This window comes from Virgibacillus sp. JSM 102003 (genome assembly GCF_041949995.1).
Taxonomy (GTDB): Bacteria; Bacillota; Bacilli; order Bacillales; family Amphibacillaceae; genus Lentibacillus.
Map to the genome: position 1 here is coordinate 1 of NZ_JBHFQH010000009.1, position 16,209 is coordinate 16,209.

Here is a 16,209-nt window from a genome sequence, read left to right on the forward strand (position 1 = left end):
AAATACACGTAGACTCCTGTGGGAGCTTGCGCCTAGATGAGACTACGCAGCGACGTAGGAGCAAGGAGGCTCATCAGCCGCCCTTGGTGCGCGAAGTGTATTTCCGGAGCGGTGTCATAGCACTCAGCATGTTAGTTCGCAGTTTATATCTAATCTGTAAAAAATCCGAACTAATTCGAATTCTATTTCAAGAATTTGAATCATAGTTCGGATTTTACTTTGACTTAAATACTTTTGTCCCAGTCCCGTTTTACAAAACAACATTGCTCTTATCGTAGCTGAAAAGAAAAGGATACGTGATCCTGAATTGGGATCCATGCACCAATTCCTTGTTTTGTTACATTTTTAATAACGAGTGATTTGTTTGATCCTTTTAATCGGAAGTATACTTCTCCAAAAGTCACCTGTCCTTTCTCGTTGATGGCAGGTGCGTAAGCCTGTAAGTGTCCATACTTTTTGGCTGGGACATTATAGGAGTTTTCCTTCTTCGTACCTTTTCCAATTACCGTGCTATAGGATAGTGGCAATTTTGTACTTTCTTTTGATTTTAATAACATCATTTTTTTAATATCGTCTGGATCGGTAATTTTGTTCGTTAATGCTCCCTTTATTTCCTCTTTTTCCTTTTGTGTATAATGCATTTCCTGATTTGATTCGCCACCAATGTTATTTAACTCGTTCGTATTAATCTTTTGATACTCCCAGTTTATATTCGTCTCATCTGATTTGTAGTTGAGCGGCCATCGACCAAGGTAAACCATGCCACGATATCCAAATGCAATTGGTGATGGTTTAATGGATGTCTCGTTTAGCATTTTTATCAAGTCCGGATTTTCAATTGGTATATCAAGCTCACCAATCAATTCCTTTGTTAACCCGCTCGATTCAACAACCTCCTGATCCTCAGTTGAATTCGGAAAAGTATTTTCTTTTGATATATTCAAGACATGACTTGGTACTTCATATTCATTTTCTGAATCTTTTTCTTCCTTTCCCAAGCTATTAAGAGGAAGTAAGAAAACGAAAACAAATAAAATTAATGCTGTGGTGTATGTTCTTTTTTTCATGCGTCCCATTCCTTTCCTTTTAGCTTAGTTTTTTCAGACACATGAATATTATACTTCTAATATTACTGACTTAACTCAACTGTTTCTAAATGTTCTTCAATTGTTATACTATCTTCAACAGAGCGAATCATGGAGCAATTTTTTCTTGCAAGTGCTAAGTTCTTGCTTAGTTTGTCAGGATCTAAATGATAACCCTTAATAGCATAATATAACACAATACGTTCTATTCGATTTGCTTCCTTTGGATTCCGCTCAACCTCCGCATTGATAGATAAATCTTCATATTTTATTCGCTGTTTAGCTAAAATTTTTCGTAACACTGAGCCACTGCACCCTGCAATTGATGCAATCATTAGCTGAAAAGGTCGAAACCCATAATCTTCATTACCTGATACATCAAGCGATCCGTACTCTAAATCAACCTGCATCCCGTTTTCTTTTAAGTAGAAATTCATTATAGATTCACTCCTTTATTATATATGGATAGCTTATTTATATTTAACCTTTTTTGCAAACATCATAACTTCTTTTTAGTTAAATGTATTTGAATTGACCTTTTTTGCGAAAACAATTACATTGAATGGACCTGAACATGACATTCATATGAAATCGAAGGAGGGGAAATATGGCATCAGAACGAACAAGATTTTGGATATTAATTTCTCTTGTTTCTATTTCAGGATTTTCTCAAGGCATGATTCTTCCCTTATTAGCTATTATTCTGGAACAAAATGGGATAGCGTCATCTGTTAACGGATTACATGCAACAGGGCTATATATTGGTGTACTTTTAGCATCCCCATTTATGGAAAAACCAATGCGAAAATACGGATTTAAACCAATCATTGTTGTTGGCGGAATGCTTGTATTTATCTCTTTGGCACTATTTCCTCTTTGGCAGTCTTTGTGGTTTTGGTTTATTTTACGTGTCACTATCGGGATTGGCGATAACATGCTGCATTTCGGAACACAAACCTGGATTACAACAACTAGCGCAAAAGAATCCAGGGGAAGAAATATTGCCTTCTATGGTTTGTTTTTCGGAGTAGGTTTTACATTAGGACCACTTATGACACGTTTATTGGAGATTAGCCAAGCACTGCCCTTTTTATTATCGGCAGGACTCAGTATGCTTGTCTGGTCATCCATGTTCTTTGTACGAAATAAATTCCCGGAAAAGGACGATATCCATGCGAGCAGTACATCTAGCTCATTAGGCCGCTTTATTAAAACTGGCAAAATAGCCTGGGTTGCTCTTTTGCCCGCATTTGGCTATGGCTCTCTGGAAGCTACATTACATAGTATCTTTCCAGTTTATGGCCTCAGGATCGGTCATGATGTGGAAATGCTCTCAATCATTATTCCCTGTTTCGCAGCCGGGAGTGTCATAACACAAATTCCACTAGGTATGTTGAGCGACCGACTAGGAAGAAGAAAAATCTTATTAGCGGTACTAACTTTTGGGATCTTTTGCTTCCTTGCTGCTGCTTCGTTAGAACACTCAGTAGTCGCATTGTTTATTACATTTACGTTAGCTGGCATGTTCACCGGCTCTTTGTTTTCTTTAAGTATTACATTTTTAGCAGATATTTTGCCGCCTTCACTTTTACCGGCTGGAAATTTAATGACGGGAATTGCGTTTAGTATTGGAAGTATAAGCGGCCCCTATTTAGGAGGCCTATTTCTCGAGTATTTCCCTGGAGTTTCATTCTTTTACGTGATTGTCATCATGCTGCTGCTTATTCTAACAGCAACCTATGTGAAGAAGAATGCCGAAATACAATATAGTTAATAAAGTTAAGGGGCTAAGACAATAATGTTTTAACAAAATTAAAATCCGAACTAATTCAAAATTCTTGAGATAGAATTCGATTTAGTTCGGATTTATTTTGCAGTAAGAAAGTAGAACTACTTACTTCATAAGTGCAACTATGGCATTCACCAAAAGTCTTGGTGAATGTCCAGTTTTCTAATGTTGCTGATTTGATATAAACTGCGACGTTAATTAAATATTTAATTTGGCTCGCTAATCCGCATTTGGAATATACTCGCTTTCCGTGGGCTCACCACGAGCCTCCGACGCACAGGACGTGCTAGTGCAGACGTTGCCACACGACGTGGCGTACTTAGTCTGCCTCGATCGCGAGTATCGCTCCCTGTGGGGTCTCTTAGGCTCGTTGTCCCACAGGAGTCTCACATATTCCAACTGCTAGTTTAGTGGTATAAAATCAAGTTTTTTAAGTTCTAGAGAGCAAAACCCAGCGGAGGAAATACCACGTAGACTCCTGTGGGTCGGCTAAAGACGGCCACGTCCTGTGGCCAATGCCGACACTAGAACGTCGTGTTCGTCGAGCTGAGGCCTAGATGAGACTGCGCAGCGACGTAGGAGCAAGAAGGCTCATCAGCCGCCCTAGGTGTGCGAAGTGTATTTCCGCAGCGTTGTCCTAGACTAAAATTATTTCCACAGTGCGTCGCATTTTATATCAAGTACGTATTAAATCCAACCATTGAAAATGAACGTTCTCAACACCCTATCCTGTTATTATGGATAGTTTAAGTTATGTTCACTATAAAAACCTGCTATATTTAGCTTCTAAACGATCCTGCATGAATGAAATAATTACACAAATTGGCCAATATATCAGTGCGACCAATATATACAAAGTCATGGCGTCGAATTCCCGGCCCACTACAATTTGCGTCTTTTGAAACAACTCCGGTACAGTAATTACCGCTGCCAGGGAAGTCGCTTTAACAATGTCCATAAAAACATTTGTTAAAGGCGGAATTGCAGTTCTTGTTGCTTGGGGTAAAATAACTTTTCTTAAAGTTTTCCAATAACCTATATTCAGAGCTTTGGATGACTCCCATTGACCATTGTCAATACTATTCAATGAGGCACGATTGATTTCTGCGATAAAAGCTGCACTATTCAGTCCGAAGCCAGCTGAGGCAGCGACCAATGCCGACAATTCAAGTCCAACATAGGGGAGCCCAAAGTATAATATAAATAGAAATACCAAGATTGGCGTGCCACGCATAAAGGAAATGTACACCCTGGATGGCCAACGCAATAGAAAGTTATTTGAATTTCTCCCTAACGCTAAAAACAAACCCAGAACCATACCAATCGCCATACCAGCAATTGCAACACCCAGGGTAGTTGGTAACCCACCTAATACAAAAGGCAGGCTTTCTATTGCCAATTCAACATCAAACACTCTGTCAAAGTCAAAACCATTCAGATTAATCATGTTCAATTATAGATCCAATCCTTCAATTTCTTTAATTTCACCTTCAGGTCGTTTGGAAGCGTCCTCTTTGTAAAATTTCTTAGCTAGTTCTGACAACGTCCCATCTTCCCGCATTTCTTTCAGAACTTTATTAATTTCTTCGGTTAATTTATCTGCTCCATTTGGTAAGATTGCTGCCTGTTCTGTAGGATGAAACTTTAATTCCGGGTGAAGCATTATATCAAACTCTGGGAATGCAGCAACACCAAATTTTGATAAATAGTAGTCATTTACAATTACATCAGTTCTCCCATTATGTACATCACGAAGATACGCTTCATTAGGTGCATTCCCGTATGTTTTAACTTTCGCACCAAAGTGTCTGGCAATCTCACTGTAAACAGTTGTTGCACCGCCACCTGCTTTTTTACCTTCCAAATCCTCAAGTGAATTTATCCCGGAATAATCTCCTTTACGAACAACCATCGTTGAATAAGAATATTTATAAGGATTGCTAAAATTAAATTCCTCTTTTCTGCTGCTTGTTATTTCAATATCGTTTGCAGCTACATCGATTCTTCCACTTTTAATTGCCGGAAGCATGCTATCTATTCCCATAATTTCGTAGGATACTTCAAGGTCAAGCCGGTTTGCTATCTCTCTCATCACTTCAACGTCGTAACCAGTTAATTCTTCCCCTTCACCCTTATAATAGGAAGATGCAATAAGAGTGCCGGATGTGCCAACAACCAATTCTCCTGATTCTTGAATTTCAGCCCACATGCTATCTTCAGATTCGCTGCTATCCGTTGTTTGTTTCCCCTCATCACCACATGCTGTCAACACAAGTACTGTTGCAAGTAACATAAATACTAACTTCTTTATATACATAAACTACACTCCTTTTCCCATCACCACTTCATTTGTATGGTGTTATATATAAAAGTTTATAGTGATTGTAACAGTATAAGTCTATTGTTTCAATAAAAACAGGTTCTGTATTTATATAATTTTAAAACTGTCTCACCAGACGTATTTTTGCACTTGACTTTATTTAATCCAGTGTTAAAATAATAACAAGTATTAGTTTATAATAATTATAATCTGGGGAGTTAATAAAATGACAACTAATTCGAAAACTTTGATTCCACCAAAACCACATTTTTTCAAAGCCTTTTTCACAAAACTTTCATTTAAACGCTCCATTGCACATGCCGAGTTAATTGCTGCGTTGCTCAGCGGTTTGTTAATTCTAGTCACATGGTCACTTGAAGGTGCCATTTCCTCTACTGCATGGGTTATTCTGCACCTGATTGCCTTTGTAATTGGCGGCTATGCTAAAGCAAAAGAAGGCATTCAGGAAACAATTGCAAACAGAGATCTGAATGTTGAAATGCTGATGATTTTTGCTGCTATTGGATCAGCCTCCATCGGCTATTGGACTGAAGGGGCCATCCTCATATTTATCTTTGCATTATCTGGAGCTCTCGAGACATATACACTGAAGAAAAGTGATAAGGCAATATCATCACTTATGGACCTACAGCCAGAGCAGGCAATGAGGACTACAAATGGCCAGGAAGAAATTGTACCTGTTTCTGAACTAAAGCTTAATGACACCATTTCGGTCCGTGCTGGTGAACGAATACCTGCTGACGGTGTAATTATTAAAGGAGAAACAGCAATCGATGAAAGTGCTATAACCGGGGAATCAGTACCTGTCAGTAAAATAGATAGCAATGATGTTTTTGCAGGGACAGTGGCACTGGACGGATCTGTTTCGATCAAGATTACCAAGCATGCAGATGAAACGCTTTTTCAAAAAATCATACAAATGGTTCAATCAGCTCAAGAGGAAAAATCCCCTTCACAGTTGTTTATTGAACGATTTGAAGGGACATATGTAAAAGTAGTTCTTGCAGTGGTTGCCATTATGATGTTTTTACCCTACTTCATTTTTGGATGGTCATTATCAGAGAGTATTTACCGGGCAATGATTTTGCTAGTTGTTGCATCACCCTGTGCCTTGGTAGCCTCGATTATGCCAGCAACATTGTCTGCAATTTCAAACAGCGCTAAAAATGGAGTACTGTTTAAAGGCGGTGTTCATGTTGAAAACTTAAGTCATATTAAAGCAATAGCTTTTGACAAGACAGGGACTTTAACGAATGGAACACCTGAAGTTACAGACACATATGTTCACACCAACCGTAATAAGGAAAACGTGCTTGCTATTGCCGGAGCTATTGAAAAGGAATCCATCCATCCGTTGGCAAAGGCAATTTCCGACTATAGCGCAGACTTTACAGACATACATGATATGGATATTCAGCATGTTACAACCGTAAGCGGCAATGGTGTTTCTGCTTATGTAAATAATGAGAAATGGGAAATTGGTAAAGCTGGATTTGTTGGTGAAGAAGAAGCTTTCAACTTTCAAGGTGGAATAGCAAAGGAACTTGCTGAACAAGGCAAAACCATCGTTTTCGTCAAAGCAAATGATGAAATTGTAGCAATTTATGCTCTCAAAGATACAATCAGAAACAATACAAAACAAGCGATTAAAAAGTTAAAAAAGCATGGTGTGCATACAATCATGCTGACAGGCGACAACGAAACAACTGCTAAAGCAATTGCTTTTGAAGCTGGTATAGATCATTATATTGCTGAGTGCCTTCCAGAAGAAAAAGTGAATCATGTAAAGCAGCTTCGAATCAATTATGAGAATGTCGCAATGGTCGGGGATGGAATAAATGATGCACCAGCATTAGCAAGTGCAAATGTTGGAATTGCCATGGGGAAAGGAACTGATGTAGCACTCGAAACAGCAGATATCGTATTAATGAAGAATGATTTGCCGAAAATAACAAATGCTATCCAGTTATCTGGCCGTATGAATCGGATTGTAAAACAAAATGTCGTGTTCTCCTTAAGTGTAATTCTATTATTAATAGCATCAAACTTTTTACAAATAGTAGATTTACCATTAGGTGTAATTGGTCATGAAGGAAGTACTATTTTAGTTATTTTAAATGGATTGCGTTTATTAAAATAGCTATCACATATCGTGATAGCTATCTTGTATTTTCATGTCCTATTCCTTTTTTAAGGATTGCGTTAATGGCTCCACCAATCATAATAATTACTCCAGATATATAAAACCATATCATCAGGACTATCACGGTACCTAAACTACCGTATGTTGCTGAGTAATTGCCCATTGAACTTACATAAAAAGAAAATGCCAATGAGACTAGCTGCCAGCCTACTGTCGCAAAGAGCGCACCCCAAACTGCATTTTTAAAATAAATCCGTTTATTGGGTGCAAGCTTATACAATGCCACTAATACAATGAAAAATACGACAGAAGAAACAACCCAACGCAATGTTTCCCATACACTCAGGAAACCAGCAGATAACCCAAAAAATGTGAAAATGTATACGCCAATCATTCTCCCAAAAATAGGCAGTAAAAATGCTATACAAATCACAAGCACCATCGCTATTGTTAACACAATCGCTATAAGCCTGGATACAATAAAAGAACGATCTTCATCAACGTCATATGCTCGATTAAAACCACGCATGATTGCATTGATTGCATTTGATGCCGACCAAAGCGTAGCGATAATGCCAATCGAGAGTAATTGTCCATTTTGATCATTCAACAGCTCGCTCACATTTTGATTTATTAAATCTGTTATTTGTCCAGGTGCGTATGTTTCGATAAAACTTATTACAGTTGATTGATCAATTGGCAAATAACCAATTAAAGTCATTAAAAACAATAGAAAAGGAAAAAGAGATAGTAAGAAAAAGTAGGCTAACTGAGCTGATAAACCAAATATATCATCATCTGAAATCCGTTGATAAAGTTCTTTTAAAAATGCCATACTCCTTTTCAAATTCTAACCACCCTTATATCAAAACTTACAGTGTGTTTTCCAAGTCTTTTTGATCTTTATTTGCAAACTTGTCTAAGGTGTTTTCCACTTGTTCTAAAGCATTAATCGCATTTTCTGCGCCACTTGAAAACTCTTTGCTGAACTTATCAAAACTATCCCTGGCGCTTCGAACCGCCTCTGATGGATGTTTCACATAATAACCTGACCTGTTTTTAGCGTAATTCATTTTTAGTTTTGTATAATTTCTTGCATCATTATTAAATAATGAAACTAAGCCACCTACAATTGCACCTATTATTACTCCAAATAAAACATTTCGTTTACCCATTCTGTATCGCTCCTTTTATCTTATATGTTGTTCTCTGCTCTAATATACTTCAATAATTTATTACAGCCTTCAGAAATTAATTCATATGTGTAATCAAAATTGCCTGTATAGTAAGGGTCCGGTATATTCTCTTCTTGAGGATCTTCCACAAAGTCCATTAACTTAGCTAACTTGGCACTCCCAGCATTATTACTCAGATTTTGCATATCTTTTCTATTTTGCTCATCCATCGCGATGATATAATCAAAATTTCCCCAGTCACTAATATTAACTTGTCTAGCCTTTAATTCCTTATACCCTATTTGATACTTGTCTAACAATTTTCTGGTACCTTTATGTGGAGGTTCTCCAGAATGCCAGTCACCAATACCTCCTGAGTCAGCTTCAATTTTACCTGTTAAATTTTCCTTATCAACTAAATCACGAAAAACAGCTTCGGCCATCGGTGAACGGCAAATGTTGCCTAAACAAACAAATAAAACACGAATCATATTCATCCTACCCTTCATTCGTATTATAATCAATTATTGTTTGCTGATTAAGTAAAATGTCATATACGCTAATTTTTATTGTTCTAACAATATTCCTTTGGTACGCAATGCTTCACAAGCCTCATCAAGCTGGTCTTGTGTTTCAGCTTCAATCGTATGTAAATGAACACCTTCAGTGAGTTGGGATAGCAAAGCGGCCTTTGTTTGTTTCATCTCATGAAGAAAAGCATCAACATCACGGCGGTTTTTTAACATCAGTGAACCAGTAATATCTCCATAAATAGGGTGCTCCACCATTACATTTTGAACAGATACCCCATGGTCAACAAGTGTATACAGTTCAACCTCTGTTTCTTCTGACAGATGACAAACCGCGATTACTCGCTGGACTTTGGGATTCTTTTTATTCTCCTGAAAATAAACATATCCGCGCGAGGTAGCAATTATGGGTTCACCTTTTGCCTTTAAAAGGGAAACATCCTGTACGATAACCTGGCGGCTGACATTCATCCGTTCTGCTAATAATTTACCGGTCATCGGATCACTACTATCTTTCAGCCACGTTAAGATTAAACGTCTTCTTTTTTCGCCAAGTACCTTATTCCCTTCTTCTTTCATATTGATCCCCCTATAATTATCATGTTACATATTATATACTTCATTATACCGAACAAGTTCCTATCATGCATCAGACACCATTTATTTTTGCCAAAAAATTTAGGACAATGCTAATGGAATGTTTCTGAGAGTGTATTTTACTTTGTTAGAACGATGTTATGTATTAATACTTTGAACCCCAAAACTCGCTAACAGTAAAGGGTGCGTGGTTTCCTTCCATCGTTTTTTAAGAACTAGTGCCAATCCAACGCTGCGGAACAATACTCGACCAATGAGTGATCATTTCTCGCTCTTTGAACAAATTTTGGGCGCTCATAACTCCGATGAGTGACCGTTTTCCGCTGTTCGAACAGAATCCGTGCTCTCATAACTCTCATGAGTGACCGTCCTTTACGATGACCCCTTGGAGTGAAGTATCGCATAATTTCACATACCCATAACATCGAACTTTTATAAAACAGCAACAGTGAAAAAAGTATTGCTTTTTCAGTTTCACTGTGTAAATATAAGTGTAAAGACACATGTAAATATTGCGGCGTAAAACAATTCAATTATTTAGCATAGTGTTATTGATTTTGCTCATTATTTCACAAGAAAGGGGTTTACCGTAATGAAACATTATAAGTCGAAAGTTGTGTGGGGCGTTCTTATTGTTTTCCTAATATTATTAGCCTATGTCCTTCCCTACACGGTTCTATCAGATGTTCAAGCCTGGTATGGCAGTTTCCTATTATGGGGAATTATTGGATTACTTATCATCATAGCAAATTTCATGGTTACAAAGGATTGGGGGAAGTAAGTTGAATACAAATATGGTAATTTGGGGAATTGCACTTTATATTATTCTAGCATTATTTGTTGCGTATAAGTCTCGTCGTGGTGACAGGACGGATATGTCAGGGTATTACCTTGGGGGTCGTCAAATGAACGGCATCCTTTCAGCATTAAGTTATAGCGCGACAACGTACAGCGCGTTCATGATGGTTGGTCTGGCCGGGCTGACTTATCAGGGTGGTGTTGGCGCACTTGGTTTTGAAATTGTTTATTTTACAGGTGTTTCTTTAGTCGCATTATTCGGGCGGCGTTTCTGGCTGGCCGGTAAGAAGTACGGATATGTAACACCCTCTGAAATGGTCGGCGATCGTTATGAAAGTAAACCTGCTGCATCTGCAATGGCACTCGTTAGTTGTTTATTTCTCATTCCGTATTGTGCGGTACAACTTGCTGGCGTAGGATATCTTTTACAAGGCATTACCGACAATGCCATTCCATTTACAGCAGGTGTCGTTATTTCAACAGTTCTTGCAATAATTTATTCCTATGTAGCTGGTATTCGTTCTGTTATGTGGACAGATTCGCTGCAGGCTGTAATTATGATCATTACGTCAACAATTGTAGCGTTGTTAGTAATTGATGGATTGGGGGGATTCGGACAATTCTTTAATACCTTGCAAACGAATCACCCAGATGCGCTTTCCGTTCCAGGTAATGGCTATTTTAATATCTTAACCTTTCTTGGGTTAACACTTCCATGGTTTTTCTTTAGCTTATCAAACCCGCAAGTGAGCCAGCGGATGTTCATGCCATCCTCGTTAAAAGGGTTACGTCAAATGCTGATTGGCTTTCTTGTATTCGGTCTTATTTACACCTTTGTATCGGTCTTATGGGGTTTTTCCGCACTTCAGTTATTTCCGGATCTTTCTACGGCAGACCTGGCAACTCCCAAATTGTTGTCATCTGACCTTGTTCCACCTGTACTAGGTGTTATCGTAATGATCGGTATATTGGCTGCTGCCATCTCAACGATCGATTCCATCATGCTGACGTTGTCGTCAATGTTTGCCCGTGACGTCTACGGTAATTTAAAAAAGCGTCCAGATGATAAGAAGCAATTGCAAGTTGGAAAAATCGTCATTCCAGTAATCGCTATACTAGCATATGCATTTGCGGAACTGGAATTAAATTTAATTGCTGTCTTGTCTGTTGCTGCATCTTCTGGGTTAATTGTTGGCGTTCCTGCATTTTTCGGTACGTTCTTCTGGAAGCGTGGAACTGCTGCCGGTGTCATCTCCAGTGTATCTTTAACAGCCATTCTTGTTCTTATACTTGAATTCACTGGTATAAAACCACTCGGACTTGCTTCGGGGATATGGGGGCTGCTTGTTTCAACTACTCTTTTTATTGGGGTAAGCCTTCTAACAAAGGCACCAAAACAAAAAGCATATGCATTCATCAATATTTTAAAAACAGAATCGGAAAGCAATGAATAAAAGCTAATAACGAGTTCAGTGTTAGGGAAAGAATACCAACAATCGAAGTGAATCCTCGTTCCGCTAAATAGCAAAAAAGCTGCTATCGGAAGGGTGAGACGGATCCTCATTCCGCTAATAGCAGAAAATCACTCAAATTTGAGGTGAATATGACAAATAGCGGAACGAGGATCCGAACACAAGCTTAAAACGGGGATTTTGAAGGAAATAACGGAATGAGGATCCGCCAAACAGTTGAAGCGGATCCTCATTCCGTTTAAAAGTTTGTTCATCAACAAGATGTCCGCATATACGTTCTCTCTCCCAAAACTGAACCCGTTACCATATGTACTATTCAGCTAAAGGTGCAATACATGCAGCATCATTGTTCTTAGCAGTATTGACATAGCTTGCAACATTGTATGCGTTTAGTTTCTCCGCTTCAACGGCTTGCAAAAACTGATATATTTCATTTGGATGTTGTTTACCAGATGCAATCCATTCGTCTTCTTTATTTTTAGGTAAAATAATCGGCATTCTGTGATGGATATCCTGCATAAAGTCGTTTGCCTCTTTTGTTAGGATGGTACAGGTAAAAAGCTCCTTATCCTCTTGCTTCCATTTGTCCCATAGGCCAGCAAATGCAAATAATTTACGATCATCAACCTGAATTCGTTTTGGCTGTTTTTCTTTTCCATCACGCTTCCACTCATAAAAGCTATCTGCAACTATCAGGCAACGCTTTCGTGCCATCAGGTTTTTAAAACTTGGCTTTTCATGTGCCGTTTCACTTCTGGCATTAATCATTTTATAACCTATCTTTTCATCCTTCGCCCATGAAGGAACAAGTCCCCAACGTAAATATCCTGCACGCTTTTCATTCCCATCATGAATGATAGCCAATACATTTTGTCCAGGTGCAATATTGTAGCTTGGCTGATATGAATCAATAGCTTGTTCAATATCAAATTCTTTCAAAATTTCCAGTTCATCTGCTAATAACGTATAACGTCCACACATTGAATATCCCCCTATTAAAATATACTTAAGTCCCATTGTTTAGCAATATGCCGCAGCAAGCGGATTCCTGCTATACTGTTCCCTTTATCGTCTAATGCCGGTCCATAAACTCCTATTCCACAACCTTCAAGAAAAGGTAAATCCTCATCACGTACCCTTGGAGGTACAGCAGCAATGATACCACCAGATACACCACTTTTTGCTGGAATACCAACATATGTTGCAAATTTTCCAGAAGCATCGTACATTCCGCATGTCAGCATTAAAGCTTTTGCTATTCGTGCAACCTGCCTTGGAATAATCTCTTCATATGTATCAGGGTCCTCTCCATCGTTAGCAAGGATCATTCCAATTCGCGCTAAATCATTAATTGTAACTTCAATCGAGCATTGTTTAAAGTAAGTCTCCAATGTTATGTTTAAATCAGACTCCAGAAAGCCGACTTCCAATAAATAATAGCCTATTGCCCGATTACGCATAGATGAATCTCTTTCTGATTCATAAACCTCGACATTTATTTCAGGTCGATAGCCTAGTATAACTTCGAGGAGTTGAAGTATTGGTTTTAACTTTTCATCTGAAGTTTTACCTTCCAATAGCGATGTTACTGTTATGGCACCAGCGTTAATCAGTGGATTAAACGGCTTTTTGACCTGTTTCATTTCCAAATGAATAATTGAATTAAAAGCTTCACCTGCTGGCTCAACATCAACTCTATCAAGCATATAGGCTACTCCCCGCTCCATACAGCCTACAATAAAGCTAAGCACCTTGGATATACTTTGCATCGTAAACGGAATATCATCATCACCAGAGTGTATATTAATTCCATTTTTTCCTATAATTGCAATTCCTAAATCGTCCGGATCAGCTTTTTGCAAGACAGGAATATAAGATGCAACCTCCCCATCATCTGTATGTTTCCGATAGAATGCCACCCAATCGTCAACATAGCTTTGAAGCCATTCTTCGGTTTCTTCCGTATTCCAATTTGCTATACCTTGTACCATTTTACCACCTCTTATCAAGTAGTATGTCTTTATTAAAGAGATTTTTTTCGATAAAAATTATTTTCAGAATATTGCCTATTATATTCTTTCTTATGCTGCCATAGATATGTAGTAATTATATTAGTTAGGAGTAACAGCCTCCCCTTAGTATAAGGGAAGATCACTCATCCTTGTTAATTAAATTCCACTAAACATGATTCCTGAAACTGGGCTCAAAGGAAACCCCTAAAACACGACGTGGCCTCCCTCTTTAAGGATAATGATGTACCAAGTGAAGTGATGCCAACTCTATTGCATGCTGCAGGAGTAAAGGCAGACGGAAGTCTCAAAAGTGAAATGGCATCCATCGATGAACTACTCCATTTATTTCACCACGAAGTCACAAGTGAATATATAACCATGAATTGTTAACACCAATTCAACCCTATACTAAAGGAGTCGAATAACATGAATCGCTGGGTTCACCTTACCGGTTATTCATTACTTATCTTCAGCTCACAAGTTTTACAAGTGTAGGTAATGTGGGGACTTTAGCAGAATTATTCCCCATCTATTAGTGGATTGCTGGCAATGGGGCTAGGTGTATTCGATGCATTAAGCACCTGGATTGAACCAATTTTTGAACAATATGGGATAGCTGGCACGACAAGTGGTCCATTAATGGCTTTAATGATTCTTTCTGGCATCGCAGGATCTATCTTTATGCCTTCATTAGTGGCCAAAAAGGATACCAGAAGGGCTTTTATAATTATAGCGGTAGTCTTAAATGCGTTAACATTCTCGGCAATAATCTTCTGGCAATGGATACCTTGGATTGCATTCTGGCTAATCGCTGACGGTTTTTTTCTGCTTGCTGGTTTCCCAATTATTATGGATTGGACAGAGAAACGGTTCAGAGCGAGCCAGCAAGGTACAGCAATAGGGTTCGTTATGCTAACAAGTCATGCAGGTGGAATTATATTAATATACCTTGTAAAAGTACTTTTGTCCCCACCTTCATTAGCTTTAGGGCTATTGGTTTTTATAAGTATATTAGGAATGCTGCTAGCAATACAATTACCGAAACGTACAAGAAAGCGATAGCTGTTCTTGAAAAACATTAGAAACTAATTCAGTAAGAAATTCCTGCAAATATAGAACTAAGGCTGCCACTAATGGACAGCCTTAGTTCCTTCATATTTATTTGGGGGTGCAGACCGAATGGTTTCCTCTATTGTCGTTTGGATACTCGCGGCAAGCTCTCCATGTTTTTGGTCCTGATAATCAGTTGGATAAATTGGTTCGGTGATAGTCATCGTGATTGTCGATGGCTTTAATTTGCCTTTATCCTCCTCCATCATTTGGTAGGTTCCATTTATTGCTACCGGTACAATCGGGACTTTTGCTTTTGTAGCCAATCGCAAGCTACCTGATTTAAATTCATTCAGTTTGCTTCCCCGACTTCTCGTACCTTCAGGAAAGACAACAATCGAGTGCCCATTTTTCAAATATGAAATTCCTTGACTAATATCCTTAACTGCCTGTCGGCGGTCACTTCGATCGATGAATACACAATGAATTAATTCCATCCATGTACTTACTATTGGAAGCTTTTTAGTCTCTTTTTTTGCAATAAATCCAATTGGCTTTCCTAAATAACCAATTAAAGCCAATATATCGAATAATCCCTGGTGGTTGGCAACAAATAAAACAGCTTCCTCCGGCAGGTTTTCCTGTCCGTAGACATGAACGTCCGATTTTGTTTTTTGAATGACTTTTTGTGAAACCATCTTCGGTCCAGCAAATATTTTTTCTTCATTTAGTTTATTATAGGATTGAGATGTGAATTTTTTTGCCCTGCGCAGTTTAAATCCGCTCCCAATCACAATTAAAATAGCGTATATGTATATTTTTAAGCTTCGAATCATTTATAATCCCCCTCGTACCAACAAGTTAATTATACCGTTGAATTCTGGAATCGCAAGAGGTTAATAGAAACTTTATCGCAAAGCTTTAACGGCGAAACTTATACAGTAAAAAGTATTTATACTCTCTTATCCGCGAACAAAGTCGCTAACGCCTGTTCAGCGCCGTATGGGCTGTGCTCAGCGCTGCGGGTGGGTCGACGTTGCCGCGCAAAGCAGCGATGTTAGTCGTTCTTCCTTTTCCTTGAGATAAAGAATACACGAAGAGCGTAAGCTGCCCCACAGGACGTGGGTAGTTCAACGTTGCCACATGATGTGGTAGTTTTAGTCGAACATCCTTTTTTTCTTATCGTAGACTTGGAGAGGGAAGTCCACTAGGCGCTT

General features: G+C 38.5%; 17 protein-coding genes. 6 read left to right on the forward strand and 11 right to left on the reverse strand.

Annotated features, from left to right (window positions below; translation table 11 throughout):
* Window positions 1-269: 269 nt before the first annotated feature.
* Together ACE1TG_RS11095 and ACE1TG_RS11100 are read right to left on the reverse strand one after the other, a co-directional pair.
* Window positions 270-1,067, reverse strand: coding sequence for a YfkD famly protein (locus ACE1TG_RS11095; RefSeq protein WP_375052459.1), 798 nt, complete (start codon window positions 1,065-1,067; stop codon window positions 270-272).
* 62 nt (window positions 1,068-1,129) lie between these two features.
* The gene (locus ACE1TG_RS11100) at window positions 1,130-1,522 is read right to left on the reverse strand and encodes an OsmC family protein (RefSeq protein WP_375052460.1); all 393 of its coding nucleotides are present in this window, start codon (window positions 1,520-1,522) and stop codon (window positions 1,130-1,132) included.
* A gap of 170 nt (window positions 1,523-1,692) precedes the next feature.
* Between ACE1TG_RS11100 and ACE1TG_RS11105 the strand changes: the two genes are divergently transcribed.
* A complete protein-coding gene (locus ACE1TG_RS11105; protein WP_375052461.1) occupies window positions 1,693-2,859 on the forward strand; it encodes an MFS transporter in 1,167 nt (388 codons plus the stop codon).
* Between the two features lie 775 nt (window positions 2,860-3,634).
* Here ACE1TG_RS11105 and ACE1TG_RS11110 read toward each other — a convergent pair.
* Both ACE1TG_RS11110 and ACE1TG_RS11115 read right to left on the reverse strand, forming a co-directional pair.
* A complete protein-coding gene (locus tag ACE1TG_RS11110) occupies window positions 3,635-4,321 on the reverse strand; it encodes an amino acid ABC transporter permease (RefSeq protein WP_375052462.1) in 687 nt (228 codons plus the stop codon).
* A 6-nt stretch (window positions 4,322-4,327) separates the two neighbouring features.
* Window positions 4,328-5,191, reverse strand: coding sequence for a transporter substrate-binding domain-containing protein (locus ACE1TG_RS11115; protein WP_375052463.1), 864 nt, complete (start codon window positions 5,189-5,191; stop codon window positions 4,328-4,330).
* Window positions 5,192-5,420: 229 nt separating this feature from the next.
* On the opposite strand from ACE1TG_RS11115, the gene ACE1TG_RS11120 reads away from it, so the two are divergent.
* Complete coding sequence (locus tag ACE1TG_RS11120) at window positions 5,421-7,355, forward strand: heavy metal translocating P-type ATPase (protein ID WP_375052464.1); 1,935 nt, start codon at window positions 5,421-5,423, stop codon at window positions 7,353-7,355.
* 19 nt (window positions 7,356-7,374) lie between these two features.
* Here the strand turns inward: ACE1TG_RS11120 and ACE1TG_RS11125 are convergent, their stop codons facing one another.
* Genes ACE1TG_RS11125 through ACE1TG_RS11140 form a run of 4 tightly spaced genes read right to left on the reverse strand, consistent with a single transcriptional unit; the run spans window position 7,375 to window position 9,642 of the window.
* On the reverse strand, window positions 7,375-8,205 hold the full coding sequence (locus tag ACE1TG_RS11125; protein ID WP_375052465.1) for a YihY/virulence factor BrkB family protein: 831 nt from the start codon (window positions 8,203-8,205) through the stop codon (window positions 7,375-7,377).
* Between the two features lie 25 nt (window positions 8,206-8,230).
* The gene (locus ACE1TG_RS11130; RefSeq protein ID WP_375052466.1) at window positions 8,231-8,533 is read right to left on the reverse strand and encodes a YtxH domain-containing protein; all 303 of its coding nucleotides are present in this window, start codon (window positions 8,531-8,533) and stop codon (window positions 8,231-8,233) included.
* Window positions 8,534-8,553: 20 nt separating this feature from the next.
* Entirely contained in the window at window positions 8,554-9,042 is a 489-nt protein-coding gene (locus ACE1TG_RS11135) for a low molecular weight protein-tyrosine-phosphatase (RefSeq protein ID WP_375052467.1), read from the reverse strand.
* Between the two features lie 57 nt (window positions 9,043-9,099).
* Window positions 9,100-9,642 carry a transcription repressor NadR gene (locus tag ACE1TG_RS11140; protein ID WP_375052468.1) on the reverse strand — a complete coding sequence of 181 codons (543 nt, stop codon included), beginning with the start codon at window positions 9,640-9,642 and terminating at the stop codon, window positions 9,100-9,102.
* A 610-nt stretch (window positions 9,643-10,252) separates the two neighbouring features.
* Between ACE1TG_RS11140 and ACE1TG_RS11145 the strand changes: the two genes are divergently transcribed.
* Entirely contained in the window at window positions 10,253-10,441 is a 189-nt protein-coding gene (locus ACE1TG_RS11145) for a hypothetical protein (protein ID WP_375052469.1), read from the forward strand.
* A gap of 1 nt (window position 10,442) precedes the next feature.
* On the forward strand, window positions 10,443-11,912 hold the full coding sequence (locus tag ACE1TG_RS11150) for a sodium:solute symporter family protein (protein ID WP_375052470.1): 1,470 nt from the start codon (window positions 10,443-10,445) through the stop codon (window positions 11,910-11,912).
* Between the two features lie 330 nt (window positions 11,913-12,242).
* Here ACE1TG_RS11150 and ACE1TG_RS11155 read toward each other — a convergent pair whose 3' ends face one another.
* Both ACE1TG_RS11155 and ACE1TG_RS11160 read right to left on the reverse strand, forming a co-directional pair.
* Window positions 12,243-12,911: an SOS response-associated peptidase gene (locus ACE1TG_RS11155; RefSeq protein WP_375052471.1), complete on the reverse strand. Its 669-nt coding sequence runs from the start codon at window positions 12,909-12,911 to the stop codon at window positions 12,243-12,245.
* 14 nt (window positions 12,912-12,925) lie between these two features.
* Window positions 12,926-13,921, reverse strand: a complete 996-nt coding sequence (locus tag ACE1TG_RS11160; protein ID WP_375052472.1) for a glutaminase — start codon at window positions 13,919-13,921, stop codon at window positions 12,926-12,928.
* 237 nt (window positions 13,922-14,158) lie between these two features.
* Here ACE1TG_RS11160 and ACE1TG_RS11165 point away from each other — a divergent pair, with 237 nt between their 5' ends.
* Entirely contained in the window at window positions 14,159-14,332 is a 174-nt protein-coding gene (locus ACE1TG_RS11165) for a hypothetical protein (protein WP_375052473.1), read from the forward strand.
* 159 nt (window positions 14,333-14,491) lie between these two features.
* Window positions 14,492-15,004 (forward strand): MFS transporter, encoded by a 513-nt coding sequence (locus ACE1TG_RS11170; protein WP_375052474.1) that lies wholly within the window; start codon window positions 14,492-14,494, stop codon window positions 15,002-15,004.
* A gap of 68 nt (window positions 15,005-15,072) precedes the next feature.
* Here ACE1TG_RS11170 and ACE1TG_RS11175 read toward each other — a convergent pair whose 3' ends face one another.
* Window positions 15,073-15,828, reverse strand: a complete 756-nt coding sequence (locus ACE1TG_RS11175; RefSeq protein ID WP_375052475.1) for a lysophospholipid acyltransferase family protein — start codon at window positions 15,826-15,828, stop codon at window positions 15,073-15,075.
* Between the last annotated feature and the right edge of the window lie 381 nt (window positions 15,829-16,209).